General features: G+C 73.5%; 19 protein-coding genes. 11 read left to right on the plus strand and 8 right to left on the minus strand.

Annotated features, from left to right (window positions below; genetic code table 11):
* Positions 1 to 44: 44 nt before the first annotated feature.
* Both cobM and DEJ43_RS17575 read right to left on the minus strand, forming a co-directional pair.
* The gene (gene cobM / locus DEJ43_RS17570; protein ID WP_015034728.1) at positions 45 to 794 is read right to left on the minus strand and encodes a precorrin-4 C(11)-methyltransferase; all 750 of its coding nucleotides are present in this window, start codon (positions 792 to 794) and stop codon (positions 45 to 47) included.
* Complete coding sequence (locus tag DEJ43_RS17575) at positions 791 to 2,017, minus strand: bifunctional cobalt-precorrin-7 (C(5))-methyltransferase/cobalt-precorrin-6B (C(15))-methyltransferase (RefSeq protein ID WP_015034729.1); 1,227 nt, start codon at positions 2,015 to 2,017, stop codon at positions 791 to 793. Before DEJ43_RS17575 ends, cobM begins: the two co-directional genes overlap by 4 nt.
* Positions 2,018 to 2,211: 194 nt before the next feature.
* On the opposite strand from DEJ43_RS17575, the gene DEJ43_RS17580 reads away from it, so the two are divergent.
* From DEJ43_RS17580 to DEJ43_RS17595, 4 genes are read left to right on the plus strand one after another with little or no spacing between them, the layout of a single operon-like run.
* Positions 2,212 to 3,300, plus strand: a complete 1,089-nt coding sequence (locus DEJ43_RS17580) for an LLM class flavin-dependent oxidoreductase (protein WP_015034730.1) — start codon at positions 2,212 to 2,214, stop codon at positions 3,298 to 3,300.
* Positions 3,301 to 3,303: 3 nt separating this feature from the next.
* Positions 3,304 to 3,927 carry an FMN reductase gene (locus DEJ43_RS17585; RefSeq protein ID WP_015034731.1) on the plus strand — a complete coding sequence of 208 codons (624 nt, stop codon included), beginning with the start codon at positions 3,304 to 3,306 and terminating at the stop codon, positions 3,925 to 3,927.
* Between the two features lie 52 nt (positions 3,928 to 3,979).
* Positions 3,980 to 4,402, plus strand: a complete 423-nt coding sequence (locus DEJ43_RS17590; RefSeq protein WP_015034732.1) for a universal stress protein — start codon at positions 3,980 to 3,982, stop codon at positions 4,400 to 4,402.
* A gap of 41 nt (positions 4,403 to 4,443) precedes the next feature.
* A complete protein-coding gene (locus tag DEJ43_RS17595) occupies positions 4,444 to 4,815 on the plus strand; it encodes a VOC family protein (protein WP_015034733.1) in 372 nt (123 codons plus the stop codon).
* 49 nt (positions 4,816 to 4,864) lie between these two features.
* Here DEJ43_RS17595 and DEJ43_RS17600 read toward each other — a convergent pair whose 3' ends face one another.
* A complete protein-coding gene (locus tag DEJ43_RS17600) occupies positions 4,865 to 5,725 on the minus strand; it encodes an ABC transporter permease (protein ID WP_015034734.1) in 861 nt (286 codons plus the stop codon).
* Positions 5,722 to 6,690 carry a daunorubicin resistance protein DrrA family ABC transporter ATP-binding protein gene (locus tag DEJ43_RS17605; RefSeq protein WP_015034735.1) on the minus strand — a complete coding sequence of 323 codons (969 nt, stop codon included), beginning with the start codon at positions 6,688 to 6,690 and terminating at the stop codon, positions 5,722 to 5,724. The genes DEJ43_RS17600 and DEJ43_RS17605 overlap by 4 nt, the downstream gene beginning before the upstream one ends.
* A 187-nt stretch (positions 6,691 to 6,877) precedes the next feature.
* Here DEJ43_RS17605 and DEJ43_RS17610 point away from each other — a divergent pair, with 187 nt between their 5' ends.
* Positions 6,878 to 7,435, plus strand: a complete 558-nt coding sequence (locus tag DEJ43_RS17610; RefSeq protein ID WP_015034736.1) for a hypothetical protein — start codon at positions 6,878 to 6,880, stop codon at positions 7,433 to 7,435.
* On the opposite strand, the gene DEJ43_RS17615 is transcribed toward DEJ43_RS17610, so the two are convergent.
* The 4 genes from DEJ43_RS17615 to DEJ43_RS17630 form a co-directional block, all read right to left on the minus strand.
* Positions 7,393 to 7,797 (minus strand): hypothetical protein, encoded by a 405-nt coding sequence (locus DEJ43_RS17615; protein WP_015034737.1) that lies wholly within the window; start codon positions 7,795 to 7,797, stop codon positions 7,393 to 7,395. The genes DEJ43_RS17610 and DEJ43_RS17615 overlap by 43 nt on opposite strands.
* Positions 7,798 to 7,908: 111 nt before the next feature.
* Positions 7,909 to 8,337 carry a RidA family protein gene (locus DEJ43_RS17620; RefSeq protein ID WP_015034738.1) on the minus strand — a complete coding sequence of 143 codons (429 nt, stop codon included), beginning with the start codon at positions 8,335 to 8,337 and terminating at the stop codon, positions 7,909 to 7,911.
* A 110-nt stretch (positions 8,338 to 8,447) separates the two neighbouring features.
* Positions 8,448 to 8,921 carry an RrF2 family transcriptional regulator gene (locus DEJ43_RS17625; protein ID WP_015034739.1) on the minus strand — a complete coding sequence of 158 codons (474 nt, stop codon included), beginning with the start codon at positions 8,919 to 8,921 and terminating at the stop codon, positions 8,448 to 8,450.
* A 95-nt stretch (positions 8,922 to 9,016) separates the two neighbouring features.
* Positions 9,017 to 10,348: an aminotransferase-like domain-containing protein gene (locus DEJ43_RS17630; protein ID WP_041662615.1), complete on the minus strand. Its 1,332-nt coding sequence runs from the start codon at positions 10,346 to 10,348 to the stop codon at positions 9,017 to 9,019.
* Positions 10,349 to 10,424: 76 nt separating this feature from the next.
* Between DEJ43_RS17630 and DEJ43_RS17635 the strand changes: the two genes are divergently transcribed.
* The 6 genes from DEJ43_RS17635 to DEJ43_RS17660 are packed head-to-tail and all read left to right on the plus strand — an operon-like array spanning position 10,425 to position 15,459.
* Positions 10,425 to 11,231, plus strand: coding sequence for an alpha/beta fold hydrolase (locus DEJ43_RS17635; RefSeq protein ID WP_015034741.1), 807 nt, complete (start codon positions 10,425 to 10,427; stop codon positions 11,229 to 11,231).
* Between the two features lie 37 nt (positions 11,232 to 11,268).
* Positions 11,269 to 11,703: a DUF7144 family membrane protein gene (locus DEJ43_RS17640; RefSeq protein ID WP_015034742.1), complete on the plus strand. Its 435-nt coding sequence runs from the start codon at positions 11,269 to 11,271 to the stop codon at positions 11,701 to 11,703.
* Positions 11,704 to 11,712: 9 nt separating this feature from the next.
* Positions 11,713 to 12,150: a hypothetical protein gene (locus DEJ43_RS17645; protein ID WP_015034743.1), complete on the plus strand. Its 438-nt coding sequence runs from the start codon at positions 11,713 to 11,715 to the stop codon at positions 12,148 to 12,150.
* A gap of 4 nt (positions 12,151 to 12,154) precedes the next feature.
* A complete protein-coding gene (locus DEJ43_RS17650; RefSeq protein ID WP_015034744.1) occupies positions 12,155 to 13,192 on the plus strand; it encodes an endonuclease/exonuclease/phosphatase family protein in 1,038 nt (345 codons plus the stop codon).
* An 18-nt stretch (positions 13,193 to 13,210) separates the two neighbouring features.
* Positions 13,211 to 13,447: a DUF2630 family protein gene (locus DEJ43_RS17655; protein ID WP_015034745.1), complete on the plus strand. Its 237-nt coding sequence runs from the start codon at positions 13,211 to 13,213 to the stop codon at positions 13,445 to 13,447.
* A 32-nt stretch (positions 13,448 to 13,479) separates the two neighbouring features.
* Entirely contained in the window at positions 13,480 to 15,459 is a 1,980-nt protein-coding gene (locus DEJ43_RS17660) for an FUSC family protein (RefSeq protein ID WP_015034746.1), read from the plus strand.
* Positions 15,460 to 15,543: the final 84 nt, after the last annotated feature.

Below are 15,543 nucleotides of genomic sequence, written 5' to 3' on the forward strand. Positions count from 1 at the left end.
ACTCCCCATACCCGCCGCCGTACGGGGTTCCGGCCGGGCCGCCGTCAGCAGGTGTGGCGGTCCCGTTCCGGGTCGTACAGGTGGCTGTCGCGGAACTGGGAGGCCGCCAGGGTGCGGCCGACCAGGATGACGGCGGTCTTCGTGATGCCGGCCTCCTTCAGTTGGGCCGCGATGTCCTCCAGGGTGCCGCGGAGGACGATCTCGTCGGGGCGGCTGGCCATCGCGACGACCGCCGCCGGGCAGTCCGCGCCGTAGTGGGGGACGAGTTCGTCGACGACGCGGTCCACGTAGCGGGCGGCCAGGTGCAGGACGAGGAGGGCGCCGCTGCGGCCCAGGGTCGCCAGGTCCTCGCCCTCCGGCATCGGCGTGGCCTGCTGGGCGATGCGGGTGAGGATCACCGTCTGGCCGACCGTGGGGACGGTCAGCTCCCGCTTGAGGGCGGCGGCGGCCGCCGCGAAGGCCGGGACGCCGGGGACGACCTCGTAGGGGATGCCGAGCGCGTCGAGCCGTCGCATCTGCTCGGCCATCGCGCTGAACACCGACGGGTCGCCCGAGTGCAGCCGTGCCACGTCCTGCCCCGCCCGGTGCGCCGCCGCGATCTCGGCGACGATCTGGTCCAGGTCCATCCGGGCGGTGTCGACGAGCTTCGCCTCCGGCGGGCACTCGGCGAGCAGTTCGGTGGGGACGAGGGAGCCCGCGTACAGGCAGACCCCGCAGGACGCGAGCGTCCGCGCGCCGCGCACGGTGATCAGGTCGGCCGCGCCGGGGCCCGCGCCGATGAAGTAGACGGTCATGCCTGTTCAGAACCTTTCGTTACGGACCACTGCGTGACCGGCATCGCCTGGCGCCAGCCGGTGAAGCCGCCGACGGGGACGGCGGTGGAGACCGCGAGCCGGATCAGCTCGCCGCCGTGGCGGCGGTGGCCCTCGGCGAGCAGTGCCTCGGATTCGAGCGTGACGGTGTTGGCGACGAGCCGGCCGCCGGCCGGCAGCGCGTCCCAGCAGGCCTGGAGCAGGCCGGGGGCGGTGAGGCCGCCGCCGACGAAGACCGCGTCGGGGGTGGGCAGCCCGGCGAGGCCGTCCGGCGCCGACGCGGTGACCACGCGCAGTCCCGGTACGCCGAGGGCGTCGGCGTTCCGGGCGATCCGCGCCGCCCGCTCCGCGGACTTCTCGACCGCGATCGCCCGGCAGGAGCGGTGGGCCCGCATCCATTCGACGCCGATGGAGCCGGAGCCGCCGCCGATGTCCCAGAGGAGTTCGCCGGGCGCGGGGGCGAGGGCGGCGAGGGTCGCGGCGCGCACGTACCGCTTGGTGAGCTGTCCGTCGTGCTCGTACGCCTCGTCGGGCAGCCCGGGGACGGTGCCGAGCCGGAGCGCGTCCGGGTCGCGTACGCAGTCGAGGGCGAGGACGTGGAGGGCGTCGGTCCGCTCGTGCGGCCAGTCGGCGGCGGTCGCGTCGAGGAGCCGCTCGGCCGGGCCGCCGAGTTGTTCCAGGACCCGGATCCGGGTGCCGCCCCAGCCGGTCTCCCGGAGCAGGGCGGCGACCCGCGCGGGGGTTTCCGGGCCTTCGCCGAGGACGAGGAGCCGGCGCCCGGGGTGGAGGGCGGCGGCGAGCGCGGCGAGGGGGCGGGCGACGAGGGAGACGGTCTCGGTGTCCTCCAGCGGCCAGCCGAGCCGGGCGCAGGCGTAGGAGACGGAGGAGGGGTGCGGGTGGATGCGGAGGCGGTCGGCGCCGACGGTCTCGGCGAGGGTGCGACCGATGCCGTAGAAGGAGGGGTCGCCGCTGGCGAGGACCGCGATCGCCCGGCCCTGGTGGGCGGCGAGGAGTCCGGGGACGGCGGGGCGGAGCGGGGAGGGCCAGGTGATCCGTTCGCCGGGGCAGTCGCCGCCGGGGAGCAGGGCGAGCTGGCGGGGGGCGCCGATGAGGACCTCGGCGGTGCGCAGGGCGCGGCGGGAGTTCTCGGGGAGTCCGTCCCAGCCGTCCGCGCCGATTCCGACGACCGCTATCGCACCGTTCACGTCGGGGACTCTACGTGAGGGCCGTTTTCCGTCGGTACGTGGCGGGGCCCACTGGGCGCGCGGGACGGGGGCGGCCGGGCGGGCCGTCCGCCGGGCCTCGCGGGCGGGAATAGCGGGTGGGGGTGCGCCGTTGGAGCGGATAGTTTACGATTCAACCAACAGGGCCTCCGGCCCCCAGGCGAGAGGTGAGCACGATGCAGTTCGGGATCTTCACCGTCGGCGACGTGACGGCCGACCCCACCACCGGCCGCACCCCGACCGAGCACGAGCGGATCAAGAACACCGTCGCCATCGCGCTCAAGGCCGAGGAGGTCGGGCTCGACGTCTTCGCGACCGGAGAGCACCACAACCCCCCGTTCGTGCCGTCCTCCCCCACCACCCTCCTCGGTCACATCGCCGCCCGCACCGAGAACCTGATCCTCTCCACCTCCACCACGCTGATCACCACCAACGACCCGGTGAAGATCGCCGAGGACTACGCGACCCTCCAGCACCTCGCCGACGGCCGCGTGGACCTGATGATGGGCCGCGGCAACACCGGCCCGGTCTACCCCTGGTTCGGTCAGGACATCCGGCAGGGCATCCCGCTCGCCATCGAGCACTACGCGCTCCTCCACAAGCTGTGGAGGGAGGACGTCGTCGACTGGGAGGGCACGTTCCGCACCGCCCTCCAGGGCTTCACCTCCACCCCCCGCCCGCTCGACGACGTCCCGCCCTTCGTCTGGCACGGCTCCATCCGCTCCCCCGAGATCGCCGAGCAGGCCGCCTACTACGGCGACGGGTTCTTCGCGAACCACATCTTCTGGCCCAAGCAGCACACCGAGAAGATGGTCCGGCTCTACCGCCAGCGGTACGCCCACTACGGCCACGGCACCCCCGAGCAGGCGATCGTCGGCCTCGGCGGCCAGGTGTTCATGCGGAAGAACTCCCAGGACGCGGTACGGGAGTTCCGCCCGTACTTCGACAACGCGCCGGTCTACGGCCACGGCCCGTCCCTGGAGGAGTTCGCCCGCGAGACCCCGCTGACCGTCGGCTCGCCGCAGGAGGTCATCGAGCGCACCCTGTCCTTCCGCGACTACGTGGGCGACTACCAGCGCCAGCTCTTCCTCGTCGACCACGCGGGACTGCCCCTCAAGACCGTCCTGGAGCAGCTCGACATCCTCGGTGAGGAGGTCGTGCCGGTGCTGCGCAAGGAGTTCGCCGCCCTGCGCCCGGCCGGCGTCCCCGAGACCGCGCCGCTCCACCCCGCCGTGATCAACTCCCGTACACAGAAGGAGTCGTAAGCCATGCAGACCCTGAAGCTGGTCGCCGTCTCCGCCGGCCTCAGCTCCCCCTCCTCCACGCGGCTGCTCACCGACCGGCTCCTCCAGGCCGCCCGGTACCGGCTGGCCGAGCAGGAGTACGCCGTCGACGTCCAGGTCGTCGAACTCCGTGACCTGGCCGTCGACATCGCCAACAACTTCGTGACCGGCTTCCCCTCCGGGCGGCTCCAGGACGCGATCGACGCGGTGACGGACGCCGACGGGGTCATCGCCGTGACACCGGTCTTCACCGCCTCGTACAGCGGCCTGTTCAAGTCCTTCTTCGACCTGATCGACCCGGCCGCGCTGACCGGCACCCCGGTCCTCATCGGGGCCACCGGCGGCACCGCCCGGCACTCGCTCGTCCTCGACCACGCCCTGCGGCCGCTCTTCGCCTATCTGCGGGCCCTCGTCGTCCCGACCGCCGTCTACGCGGCCTCGGAGGACTGGGGCACCGGCGGCGACGAGTACACGGAGGGACTGCCCACCCGGATCACCCGAGCGGGCAACGAGTTCGCCGACACGGTCGCGGCCCGGCCGGCCCGGCGGGCGGAGGACGACGAGGTCGTCCCGTTCGAGAAGCAGTTGGCCGATCTGCGCCTTGATTGATCGGTTTGTTACGTTGTGGGGAGAGTTCCCGACGACGTAACGGAGGTCGGCGATGGCCGGCAGGATCGTGGTGGGCGTGGACGGATCGGAGCCTTCCCTGAAGGCACTGACGTGGGCGGCCGGGCAGGCCGCCCTGACCGGGGACTCCCTCCGTGCGGTCATCGCATGGGAGTACCCCGCGTCCTGGACGACGGCCCCCGGGGTACCGCCCGACTTCAACCCCGAACTGCTCGCCGAGCAGATCCTGGACGAGTCCCTCGCCAAGGCGCTCGACCCGGCCGTCGCCGCCGGCGTGACCCGGACGGTCGTCAGCGGCAACCCCGCCCAGGCCCTGATCGACCAGGCCGAGGGCGCATCCCTGCTGGTCGTCGGCGACCGCGGCCACAGCGGCTTCAAGGCCGCCGTCCTGGGCTCGGTCTCCACCAGGGTCGCCCAGCACGCCCCCTGCCCCGTGGTGGTCGTCCGGGGCGCGTAGCCCGGGGAGCGCGGGACGCCGGAGGGGCGCATGATGCCCCCATGGACATCAAGCTGGAACTGGTCGCCGTGCCCGTCACCGATGTCGACCGTGCCAAGGCCTTCTACGAGCGGGTCGGCTTCCACGCCGACCACGACGTGCCCGTGAACGACGACATCCGGTTCGTCCAGATGACCCCGCCGGGCTCGGCCTGCTCGATCGCCTTCGGCAAGGGGCTCACCGAGATGGCCCCGGGCTCCCTCGACAACATGCAGGTGGTCGTCACCGACATCGAGGAGGCCCACCGCGAACTCACCGCGCGCGGGATCGCGGTGAGCGAGATCGCCGACATGCCGTGGGGTTCGTTCGTCTTCTTCGCCGACCCGGACGGCAACCGCTGGGCGGTCCAGCAGACCACCCCGCGCGGGAAGTGACGACGCGGGAAGCGACCGACGACGCGGGCGGCCGGGACGCGGGACGCGGCTACTTGCGGTTGTAGAGCCGCATGGTGACCGCCCCGAAGACGACCACGAGCAGCGCCGACCAGCCGAGCGACCAGGCGATGTCCGCGGCCGGCCAGTTCCCCGCCATCAGCTCGCGCACCGCCGTCGCCAGATGGGTCACCGGGCTGTTGTTGACGAAGGCCTGCAGCCAGCCCGGCATGGTCTTCGGGTCGACGAAGACGTTCGACAGGAACGTCAGCGGGAAGATCACCATCATCGAGACGCCCATGACGGACTTCTCGCTGCGCAGCAGCAGACCGAACATGGTCCAGATCCACGAGAACGCGAACGAGAACACCAGCAGCAGCGCCACCCCGAGCAGCACGCCCACGACACCGCCGTCCGGCCGGTAGCCGATGATCATGCCGACGGTCAGCATCACGGCCGAGGCGATCAAGTAGCGCACGACGTCGCCGAGGAGATAGCCGACCATCGGCGCCGGACGCCAGATCGGCAGCGTGCGGAAGCGGTCGAAGACGCCCTTCTCGATGTCCGTGTTGACCGAGACCCCCGTGTACATCGTGATCATTACGACGCTCATCACGAGGATGCCCGGCAGCAGGAACTGGATGTACGAGGAGACGGAGCCGGCCAGCGCACCGCCGAAGAGGTACGTGTACATCAGCACCATCATGATCGGGAACGCCGTCACGTCGAACAGCTGCTCCGGCACGTGCTTGATCTTCAGCATGGCCCGCCAGCCGAAGGTCATCGAGGCGGACAGGGCACTGGGGCGCGGCGGCCGGGAGTGGCCCACGAGCAGCGCCGCGAGTTCGTCCGCCTTCGGGGCGACAAAGTCGAGTGCGTCCGCCCCTTCTTTACCGGTGGTGACGGTGGTCATGCCGTCGTTCCTTTCCTGTCCGTCAGCGCCAGGAAGACCTCGTCGAGGCTGGGCTGGCCCAGCGCGAAGTTGTCGACCGTGATCCCGGCCCGCGACAGCTCCGCCAGCGCCCTGGCGGCCTGCTCGGCGGCGCCCAGGTCGGTCCCGTGGCCGTCGACCGTGGCGGTGAGGGCGACCGGGTCCGCGTCCAGCTGGACGGTGGAGTTCAGGGCGCCCCGGATCACCCGCTCGGCCTCCGCCCGCTGCTCCGGGTCCCGGAGCCGTACGTGCACCGAGCCCGAGCCGACGGAGGCCTTCAGCTCCCCCTTCGTGCCCTCCGCGATCACCTTCCCGTGGTCGATGACGGCGATCCGGGAGGCCAGCTGGTCGGCCTCGTCCAGGTACTGGGTGGTCAGCAGGACGGTGGTGCCCTGGGCGACGACCGCGCGGACGATGTCCCAGACCTGGTTGCGGCTGCGCGGGTCGAGGCCGGTGGTCGGCTCGTCGAGGAAGAGCAGGTCGGGGGTGTTGAGGATGGACGCGGCGATGTCGATGCGGCGCCGCATGCCGCCCGAGTAGTTCTTGATCTGCTTGTCGGCGGCGTCCGCGAGGCCGAACGCGGCGAGCAGCTGCGCGGAGCGCTCGCGGGCGGCGGCCCGCGCGTGGCCGAGCAGCCGGCCGAGCAGGACGAGGTTCTCGGTGCCGGTCAGGTCCTCGTCGACCGAGGCGTACTGGCCGGTGAGGCTCACCCGGCCGCGTACGGCGTCGGCGTCCGTGACGACGTCCTTGCCGAAGACCCGGGCGCGGCCGCCGTCGGGCCGCAGCAGGGTCGCGAGCATCTTGACGGCCGTGGTCTTGCCCGCGCCGTTGGGGCCAAGGACTCCGTAGACGATTCCGGCGGGGACGCGGAGGTCGATCCCGTCGACGGCGCGGTTGCTGCCGAAGACCTTGACCAGGCCCTCGGTCTCGATGGCGAGGTCGGTCATACCGTGGTTCCTCCAGCACTCCGGGAAAGAGGGCGCTCCTCCCAGTCTGCGTCGGCCGCTCCCGTACCGCCAGGGCGCCGCGCCGCGGCACCCCGACCGGCGGGGGACGGCGGCTCCCCCGCGCGGCGGAGGCGGACCGGCCCGCGGGCCGACGTGCCGGGGGGCTCCCCGGCGGGAGGCTGCTCCCATGCCGAGAATCAAAGCCCTTCCCGATGTGCCCCGTTGGGCCGTCCTCGCCGCCCACGCCGTTCCGCTCGCGACCCTGCCGTCGGGCCTCTGGCGCCTGGCGCTCGTCGCCGGTCTCCCGGTCACCCAGGACGCCGAACTCGGTGCCATGACGCTGGGGACGTCGGTGTACGTGGTCTCCCTGAGCGTCGTGTCCGAGCTGCTCGCCCTGCTCACCCTGGGTCTTGTGCGTTCCTGGGGCGAGGTGTTCCCGCGGTGGCTGCCGTTCCTCGGCGGGCGCCGGGTGAACGCGGCCGCCGCGACCGGCGCCGCGTTCGCCGGCGTGGCCGGGCTGTGCGCGATCGCCGGCTGGGGCGCGTACGCCTCGTACGCGGGCCTCGGACCCGGCATCCCGGCGAGCCCGGCGCAGGACGCCCTGCTGATCGCCTGCTACGCGCCGCTTGCGGCCTGGCCGGTGCTGCTCGCCGCGGTGGCGGTCGCGTACCACCGGCGCAGGCGCGCGGCAGACGGTGGCCGTCAGTACGGCGCGGGCCGTCCGGCGGCGTCCTCGTGGGTGTAGAAGAGGTAGTAGGCCGCGGCGACGTTGACGCCGGCGAAGGCCAGTCCGAGGCCGCTCGACGACAGGACGCTGGCGCCGGACAGGCTGAACAGGAAGCCGACCGCGATGCCCGTCAGGGAGCCCCAGGCGAGGGCGCGCAGTTCGCGCGGCAGGGCGCGGCCGAAGCGCCGCAGGACGTAGATCCCGCCGGCCAGGACCACGGCCGAGACGAGGCCCAGCCAGAGCTGTCCGAGGGTGGTGGGGCCGCCGTGGCGCGCGACGGTCGCCGCGTAGAGGCCGTACAGCACGCCGATGATGATCGGGGTGGCCAAGCCGTGCGTGCCGAACGGTTTCCGGACGGGTATCGCTGCGTGTGCGGCCATGGCAGGAGCTCCTTCGTCTCTCGCCCCCCTGCTGCTTCCCGCACCCTCCAGGGCACACCCGCGCCCGGCGACCCGCAAGTGGATCAGGCGGGGGCCGGGCGGGCGGCGGCGTCAGCGGGCCGGGCGTACCGCCACGGCGTCGATCTCGAAGAGCATGCCCGGGAGGGCGAGCGCGGCGACACCGCTCAGGGTCTGGGCGGGCAGCCGCTCACCGAAGTGGGCGTGCAGCCCCTTGCCGAGGGCCGCCAGCTTCGTCATGTCGTGGTCGACGACGTACGAGCCGAGCCGGACGACGTTCTCCAGGCCGAGGCCGACGCCTTCGAGGGCGAGCCGCAGGTTGGTGAGCGACAGCTCGACCTGGGCGGCGAAGTCGCCGGGGACCGGCGAGCCGGTGGCGTCGGAGGCGTACTGGCCGCCGATGAAGACGAGTTCACCGGGGGCGGAGACGGCGTGGCTGTAGCCGAAGGGGGTGGGGTCGTGGAGGGTGTCCGGGTTGGTGATGGTCCGCTGGTCGGCGGGGGTGCGGTCGGTGTCCGTCATGACGGGTCGTTCCTTCCGTGGAGTACGGCCACCGGAGCGGCGGCCGGGCTGAGTGCGGGCGCCCGCCGTGCGGACGGTGGCGGGGGGGCGCGACGGGGCCGGGCGCGGTCTCAGAGGTGGGCGAGCCAGTGGCGGAGCCGCTCGGGCGCGTCCGGCGCCTGGAGCTCGGCCCGCGCCCGGACGTCGTCCAGGGTCTGGGCCATGAGCTCCCGCCGCCAGGCCAGTTCGGCCCGGCTCATGGCTCCGGCGATGGCGCACTCGGCGGCGTACGACTCCGGCGCCGCCGCGCCGGGCCCCTGCTGCCGGATCTCGGTGCAGCGGAAGGCCTCGTCGGGGCCTTCGATCGCGGCGACGACATCCATCAGCGTGATCCGGTCCAGGGCGCGCGCCAGCCGGAAGCCGCCCTTGGGTCCGGAGACCGAGGTGACGATCCCGGCCCGGGCGAGCGCCTGGAGCTGCTTGTTCAGATAGGCGGGGGGCAGTTCGTGGTAGGCCGCGAGCCGTGCGGCGGTGACCGCCTGCCCGGATCCGATCCAGGCCAGGTTGAGGCAGCTGTGCAGCGCCCATTCCACGCCGTCGCTCATCTTCATATTCTGGACACTACATATCCAGGATTACGAAGGCAAGGGAGATCCACCCCCTCCCGGAAGCCTCGCGACGGCCCCTCCCGGAAGCCCCGTTACGGCCCCTCCTCCGCCAGGGCCGCCAGCCGCTCCAGCGCCCCGTCGAGCACCGCGCGCGGCGGCGAGGCGAGCCCGACCCGGATCGCGTCCGGGGCCGTCCCCGGCCCCACCGCGAAGGCGCCGCCCGGGGTGACCGCGACCCCCGCCCGCGCGGCGGCGGCCGCCGTGAAGGTCTCCGCCCGCCACGGCGCGGGCAGTTCCCACCAGCAGTAGTACGCGTACGGCGAGGTCCGCACGGCGTGCCCGGCGAGCCGCCGCCGGACCAGGGCGTGCCGGGCCGCCGTGTCCGCCCGCTTGGCCGCGACGGCCTCGGCGACCGTGCCGTCCCCGGTCCAGCGGGTCGCGGCCGCGAGCGCGAGCCCGCCGGCCGTCCAGGCGCCGGAGCGCAGCGCCTCCGCCACGGCCGCCCGCAGCCTGCCGGGCACCACCAGGTAGCCGACGGTCAGTCCGGGGGCGAGCCGCTTGGAGAGGCTGTCGACGAGGAGGACCCGCTCGGGGGCGTGCGCGGCGAGCGGGGCGGGCGCGTCCGGCACCAGGAAGGCCCAGGTGGTGTCCTCGACGGCCGTCAGGTCCAGCTGCCGGAGCAGCTCGGCGAGTGCGCTCCGGCGTGCCTCGCCGGTGACGGTGGAGAGCGGGTTGTGCAGGGTCGGCTGGAGGTAGACGGCGGCCAGCGGCGCCGCCCGGTGGGCCGCCGCGAGCGCCTCGGGCCGTACCCCATCGGTGTCCAGGGCGAGCGGCACCAGCCGGATGCCGAGCCGCTCCGCCACCGCTTTGACCAGGGGATACGTGAGCGCCTCGACGCCCAGTCGGCCGCCGGGCGGCACGAGGGCGGAGAGTGCGGCGGCGATGGCCTGCCGGCCGTTCCCGGCGAAGAGGACGCCGTCCGGGTCCGGCGCCCAGCCGGGCCTGGCGAGGACGGCCGCCGCCGCCTCGCGGGCCTGCGGGGTGCCGGTCGCGGCGGCGGGCCGGGGGACGGCCTCGGCCAGCACGTCGGGCCGGGCGAGGGCGGCGAGCGCCCGAGCCATCAGCTCCGACTGGCCGTCGAAGACCGGGTAGTTGAGCTGGAGGTCGACGGGGGCGGCGCCGGTCGCCTCGGCGAGCGCGGGCCCGGGCAGCGGGGGTGCGGCCCGGACGAAGGTGCCGCGTCCGACCTCGCCGACGACGATGCCGCGCCGGGCGAGTTCCCCGTACACGCGGATCGCGGTGGAGTTCGCGATGGCGTGGCGGCGGGCGAAGACCCGCTGCGGCGGCAGCCGGTCGCCGGGCTTCAGCCGTCCGTCGCGGACGGCCGCCTCGACCCGGTCGGCGATCCTCCGGTACTCCTCCACGCCGGCCCCCTCCACCATTGCACCGAGAGCAAAGATCTTATTGCACCGAGGAGTTCGGGCTGCCTAGCCTGCGGACATGCACGTCATGCGCACCGCCACCACCGAGATCGGCTACGCGGACCAGGGCACGGGCCCCGCCCTCCTCCTCGTCCACGGGCACCCCTTCGACCACACCATGTGGCAGCCCCAGCTCGACCACTTCTCCCGCACCCACCGGGTCATCGCCCCCGACCTGCGCGGCTACGGCGCCACACCGCTCGGCGCGCACCCCCACTCCACCGACCTCGGCGTCTTCGCTGAGGACCTCATCGACCTCCTCGACGAGCTCGGCATCGACACCTGCGTCCTCGCCGGGCTCTCCATGGGCGGGCAGATCGCCATGGAGCTCTACCGCCGCCACCCGGAGCGCGTCCGGGGCCTCGTCCTCGCCGACACCTTCCCCACCGCCGAGACCGAGGAGGGCAAGGCCGCCCGGAACGCCATGGCCGACCGGCTGCTCGCCGGCGGCGCCCGGGCCATGCGCGGATACGCCGACGAGGTGCTGGACCGGATGGTCGCCCCGTACAACACCCACGCAGCCCCGCACGTCCACCGCATGATGTGCGCCACCGACCCGGCCGGCGCGGCCGCCGCGCTGCGCGGCCGGGCCGAGCGCCCCGACTACCGGCGGACGCTGACCACCGTCCCGTTCCCCGCGCTCGTCGTGGTCGGCCGGGACGACACGTACACCCCGGTCACCGACGCGGAGGACATGCACGCGCTCCTCCCCGTGGCCACCCTCGCGATCATCGAGAAGGCCGCTCACCTGCCCAACCTGGAGCGGCCCGAGGAGTTCAACGCCGTACTGGAGAACTACCTCCGCTCACTCGTACGGCCCAACTGAAAGTTCGGAACCGCACGAACGCTCCCACGATGGGGCCATGAGCCAGAACACGGCACCACAGCGCACCCCCAAGCCCTCGTCCGCCGGCGCCTGGGCGGCCGGCGGCACCCTCTTCGCCGGCGTCCTGATGCTGGTCACCGGCTTCATGGACATCTTCCAGGGCATCGCCGGCATCGCCGAGGACGACGTCTACACCCGCGTCGGCGACTACGTCTTCAAGTTCAACCTCACCACCTGGGGCTGGATCCACCTCATCCTCGGCGTCATCGTCGCGATCGCCGGATACGGCATCCTCAAGGGCGCCGAATGGGGCCGGGTCGCCGGCATCGCCCTCGCCTCCCTCAACGTCCTCTTCCAGTTCCTCTTCCTGCCCTACCAGCCGTGGTGGGCCCTGTTCTCGATGGCCATCTCGGTCTTCGTGATCTGGGCGCTGGCCACCGACGAGGCGTACGGCCGCCACGAGAAGTTCTGAGGGGCGCCGATGAGACGCACCACGGCGGCGGCCCTGTCCCTCGCCGCCGGCACCGCGCTCACCCTCGGCCTCACCGGCTGCGACACCGCCAAGGACACGGCGGGCGACATCTTCTCCTCGGCGACGGCGGCCGTCGCCTCCGCCGCCGAGCAGAAGATGAACGAGGTCAAGGACGGGGTCAACGCCGCCGGCGACGTGAGCGCGGGACCGACCGCCACCGACGGCGACCGGACCGTCGCCCCGATCACCGCGACCAACCCCAAGGACGCGGCCGCCGACTACACGATCATGGTCACCTTCCGGGACGCGGACGGGAACTTCCTCGACTCGGTCGTCCTGAACATCGACGGCGTCCCGCCCGGACAGTCCAAAACCGGTACGGCACGCAGCAATCGGAGCCTCTCGGGCCAACCCAAGGCAGAGATCACCCAGGCCCTGCGACACTGAGGACGTGGACCGAGTCCTAGCCGCCGAGCATGCCGCCGAGCCCGTGAACGACAGCCCCGTCCCCCCGGCCCCCGAGCCGCCCCTGCGGCCCAGGCACCGCGTCACGGCCTGGGCCGCGGGGCTGCTCCTGATCGTCCCGGCCGTCACCGCCGCCTGCCGCGCCCTGGACACCGACGCCGTCACCCCGGTCCCCCAACTGCTCTCGTTCCTCCCCTGGCTGACGGTCCCCGCCGGCCTCGGCGTACTCCTCGCCGCGGCCGCCCGCCGCCGCGGCCTCACCTACCTGGCGGTCCTCGTCCTCGGCGCCACCGCCTGGAGCTCCGTCCCCTACATGCCGCAGACCGTCATCCCGTACGGGCTGCCGCTCGCCCGGGTCAAGGTCATCGCGGCGAACGTCGAGTTCGGCGAGGGGACGCGGGCGCTCATCGACGTCATCCGGCGCGAACGCCCCCAGATCGCCTTCGTCTCCGAATGCGACCGCGCCTGCCGCACCGCACTGACCTCGGCCTTCGCCGACTCGCACCCGTACTACGCCTCCGTCGAGGGCGAAGGCTCCACCGGCTCGATCGTGCTCAGCGGCTACCCGCTGCGCGACTGGCGGATGATCCCCGCCGCCATGGGCATGCCGGGCGCCACGGCGGACATCGCCGGCGTCCCCGTCCGGCTCCAGCTCGCCCACCCCCTGCCGCCGCTGCCCGGCCAGGTCCACCTGTGGAAACGCGAACTCGGCCGCGTCCAGGACTACGCCGCGACCGCCGCCCGCACCCCCGGCCCGACCCTGATCGCGGGCGACTTCAACGCCTCCCAGGACCACGCCGCCTTCCGCCACATCCTCGCCGCGGGCGGCCTCCAGGACGCCGCCCGGCGCGCCGAGGCCAGCCGCACGCCGACCTGGCCCACGGAGGGCCCCCTCCCCCCGTACGTGCAGATCGACCACGTCCTCGTCCGCGACTTCACCGTCCGCGAGGTCCGCTTCCCCGCCCTCGCCGGCTCCGACCACCGGGCCGTCCTCGCCGATCTCGACCTGCGCGGGCCGCGCTGATCGGCCACGCTTGAGGACATGGAGAACGACGAGATCCTGGACGACATCGGCGCCCTCGTCGAGGAGGAGCGCGCCCTCCGGCAGCGCACGGGCGGCCTCCTCCCGGAGGAACGCGCCCGCCTCGCGGAACTGGAGGTCCGACTGGACCAGTGCTGGGACCTGCTGCGGCAGCGGAGGGCGAAGGCGGAGTTCGGCGAGGACCCGGACACGGCCACCCTCCGGCCGGCCACGGAGGTCGAGTCCTACCGCAACTGACCGGGGCCAGGCGGGGACAGTACGTTGGCCGTATGGCGCGACCTACCACCGGCCCCACCCGCCTCACCCCACCCCCCTGGCTCACCGCCGGCCTCAAACCGGCCGACACCCCCGTCCCCCGGGCCGCCGTCGCCCGCGCCGCCGTCGCCCTGTCCGCCCCGCTCGCCGCAGGACTGGCCCTCGGGCAGCCCGCGTACGGCGCGCTAGTGTCCATGGGCGCGCTCTCCGGCGTCATCGGCGACACCGCCGACGCCTACCGGATGCGGATCTTCAACATCGCCGTGCCGCAGCTCTTCGGCGCCGTCGGCGTCACCCTCGGCACCCTCGTCTTCGGACACGGCTGGCTCGCCGTCGCCGTGCTGACGGTCGTCGCGCTGGTCTCCGGGATGATCTCCTCGATCGGCGCCGTCGCCTCCGTCTCGGGCCTCCTCCTGCTGCTCAACGCCGTCGTCGGAGCCGGACTCCCGATGCCCGACCCCTGGTGGAAGGCCCCCGTCCTGCTCACCCTCGGCGGGCTGTTCGTCCTCCTCCTCACCCTCCTCGGCTGGCCCTTCCGCCGCGCCGCGCCCGAACGGACCGCCGTCGCCGCCACCTACCGCTCCGTCGCCGCGCTGTACGAGGCCACCGGCACCGCCGCGTACGACGAACAGCGGCAGGCCGTCACCGCCTCCCTCAACCAGTCCTACGACCTCATCCTCGCCCGCCGCGCCCGCCAGCACGGCCGCACGCCCTCCCTGGTCCGCCTGCTGTCCCAGCTGAACGTCGTCATCCCGCTCGTCGAGGCCGCCCCCGCCGCCCACCTCCGCGCCCAGCTGTACGGCCCGATCCCCGCCGCCGTCCCCGCCTGCGTCCGCGAACTCGCCGACGCCGTCGAGGAAGGCCGCACCGGGGCACCCGTACTCGACCTGCCGACCCCCGAGCGACCCGCAGAAAAGGCCGTCGACCACGCCCTGCGGCACGCCGCCGCCGTCGTCCACACCGCCGGAACCGAACCCCACCCGGCGTCACCGGCCAAGGGCGACTCCGTCGACGACCGGCTCGGCCGCCCCGCCGCCCTGCGGATCAGGGCCCGCCGGGCCACCCGCGCCGCCCTGCTGTCGGAGGCCTCCTGGCGGTACGGGCTGCGCCTGGCGCTCTGCATCGGGCTCGCGCAGGCCCTCGTGTCGCTGATCGCCGTGCCCCGCTCGTACTGGGTGGCGCTGACCGTCACGTTCGTCATGAAGCCCGACTTCGGCTCGGTGTTCTCCCGGGCCGTCCTGCGCGCCCTCGGCACCGCCGCCGGGCTGCTGCTCGCCGCCCTCGTCCTCGCCGAGGTCCCGCGCGGCTGGTGGGACGTGCCCGTGATGTGCGTGCTCGCCGCCCTCATCCCCGCCTTCTCCGCCAAGGGGTACGCCTTCCAGACCGCGGCCATCACCCCGGTGATCCTGCTCCTCTCCGACACCCTCAACCAGCAGGGCTTCGCCCTGGTCATGCCCCGCCTGTACGACTCGCTCATCGGCTGCGGCATCGCGCTGATCGCCGGCTACCTGCTGTGGCCCGAGTCCTGGCACAGCCGGATCGGCGACCGGCTCGCGGACGCCGTCTCCGACACCGCCGCCTATGTGACCCGCGCGTTCGCCGCGGACGGGGACCAGGGCGCCCGGGTGCGGGCCCGGCGCAAGCTCTACCGCGACCTGTCGACCGTGCGCTCCGAGTTCCAGCGCGCGCTGACGGAGCCGCCGCCGACCGGCACCCGGGCCGCCGCCTGGTGGCCGCTGGTCGTCGCCGTCGAGCGGATCGTGGACGCGACGACCGCCGCCCGCATCCGGGTCGACCACGGCGCCGCCCCGCCCGACCCGGCCGAGGTCGCCGCCGTCGAACGGGAACTGCGCGAACTCGCCGAAGGCATCCGGGAGTCGGAGACCCTCGTCGAGGTCCGCAGCGACCTGCCCGGCGACGAGAACGGAGTCCTCGCCCCGCTCCGCCAGGAGGTCCGCGGCGCCCGCGCCATCGCCGGTCCCGACCTGCGGTAAACCTCCTCCCGGGGGCGTACGGGAGGACTTACCGGCGGTCACTGAACGGAACCCTCCCCACCGCCGTTACCGGAAGCCACCCGG

The organism is Streptomyces venezuelae ATCC 10712 (genome assembly GCF_008639165.1).
Classification (GTDB): Bacteria; Actinomycetota; Actinomycetes; order Streptomycetales; family Streptomycetaceae; genus Streptomyces; species Streptomyces venezuelae.

Coding starts and splice junctions, on each gene's coding strand:
- cobM (WP_015034728.1), bottom strand. CDS start 794: ATGACCGTCTACTTCATCGGCGCGGGCCCCGGCGCGGCCGACCTGATC.
- DEJ43_RS17580 (WP_015034730.1), top strand. CDS start 2,212: ATGCAGTTCGGGATCTTCACCGTCGGCGACGTGACGGCCGACCCCACC.
- DEJ43_RS17585 (WP_015034731.1), top strand. CDS start 3,304: ATGCAGACCCTGAAGCTGGTCGCCGTCTCCGCCGGCCTCAGCTCCCCC.
- DEJ43_RS17590 (WP_015034732.1), top strand. CDS start 3,980: ATGGCCGGCAGGATCGTGGTGGGCGTGGACGGATCGGAGCCTTCCCTG.
- DEJ43_RS17595 (WP_015034733.1), top strand. CDS start 4,444: ATGGACATCAAGCTGGAACTGGTCGCCGTGCCCGTCACCGATGTCGAC.
- DEJ43_RS17600 (WP_015034734.1), bottom strand. CDS start 5,725: ATGACCACCGTCACCACCGGTAAAGAAGGGGCGGACGCACTCGACTTT.
- DEJ43_RS17605 (WP_015034735.1), bottom strand. CDS start 6,690: ATGACCGACCTCGCCATCGAGACCGAGGGCCTGGTCAAGGTCTTCGGC.
- DEJ43_RS17610 (WP_015034736.1), top strand. CDS start 6,878: ATGCCGAGAATCAAAGCCCTTCCCGATGTGCCCCGTTGGGCCGTCCTC.
- DEJ43_RS17615 (WP_015034737.1), bottom strand. CDS start 7,797: ATGGCCGCACACGCAGCGATACCCGTCCGGAAACCGTTCGGCACGCAC.
- DEJ43_RS17620 (WP_015034738.1), bottom strand. CDS start 8,337: ATGACGGACACCGACCGCACCCCCGCCGACCAGCGGACCATCACCAAC.
- DEJ43_RS17625 (WP_015034739.1), bottom strand. CDS start 8,921: ATGAGCGACGGCGTGGAATGGGCGCTGCACAGCTGCCTCAACCTGGCC.
- DEJ43_RS17635 (WP_015034741.1), top strand. CDS start 10,425: ATGCACGTCATGCGCACCGCCACCACCGAGATCGGCTACGCGGACCAG.
- DEJ43_RS17640 (WP_015034742.1), top strand. CDS start 11,269: ATGAGCCAGAACACGGCACCACAGCGCACCCCCAAGCCCTCGTCCGCC.
- DEJ43_RS17645 (WP_015034743.1), top strand. CDS start 11,713: ATGAGACGCACCACGGCGGCGGCCCTGTCCCTCGCCGCCGGCACCGCG.
- DEJ43_RS17655 (WP_015034745.1), top strand. CDS start 13,211: ATGGAGAACGACGAGATCCTGGACGACATCGGCGCCCTCGTCGAGGAG.
- DEJ43_RS17660 (WP_015034746.1), top strand. CDS start 13,480: ATGGCGCGACCTACCACCGGCCCCACCCGCCTCACCCCACCCCCCTGG.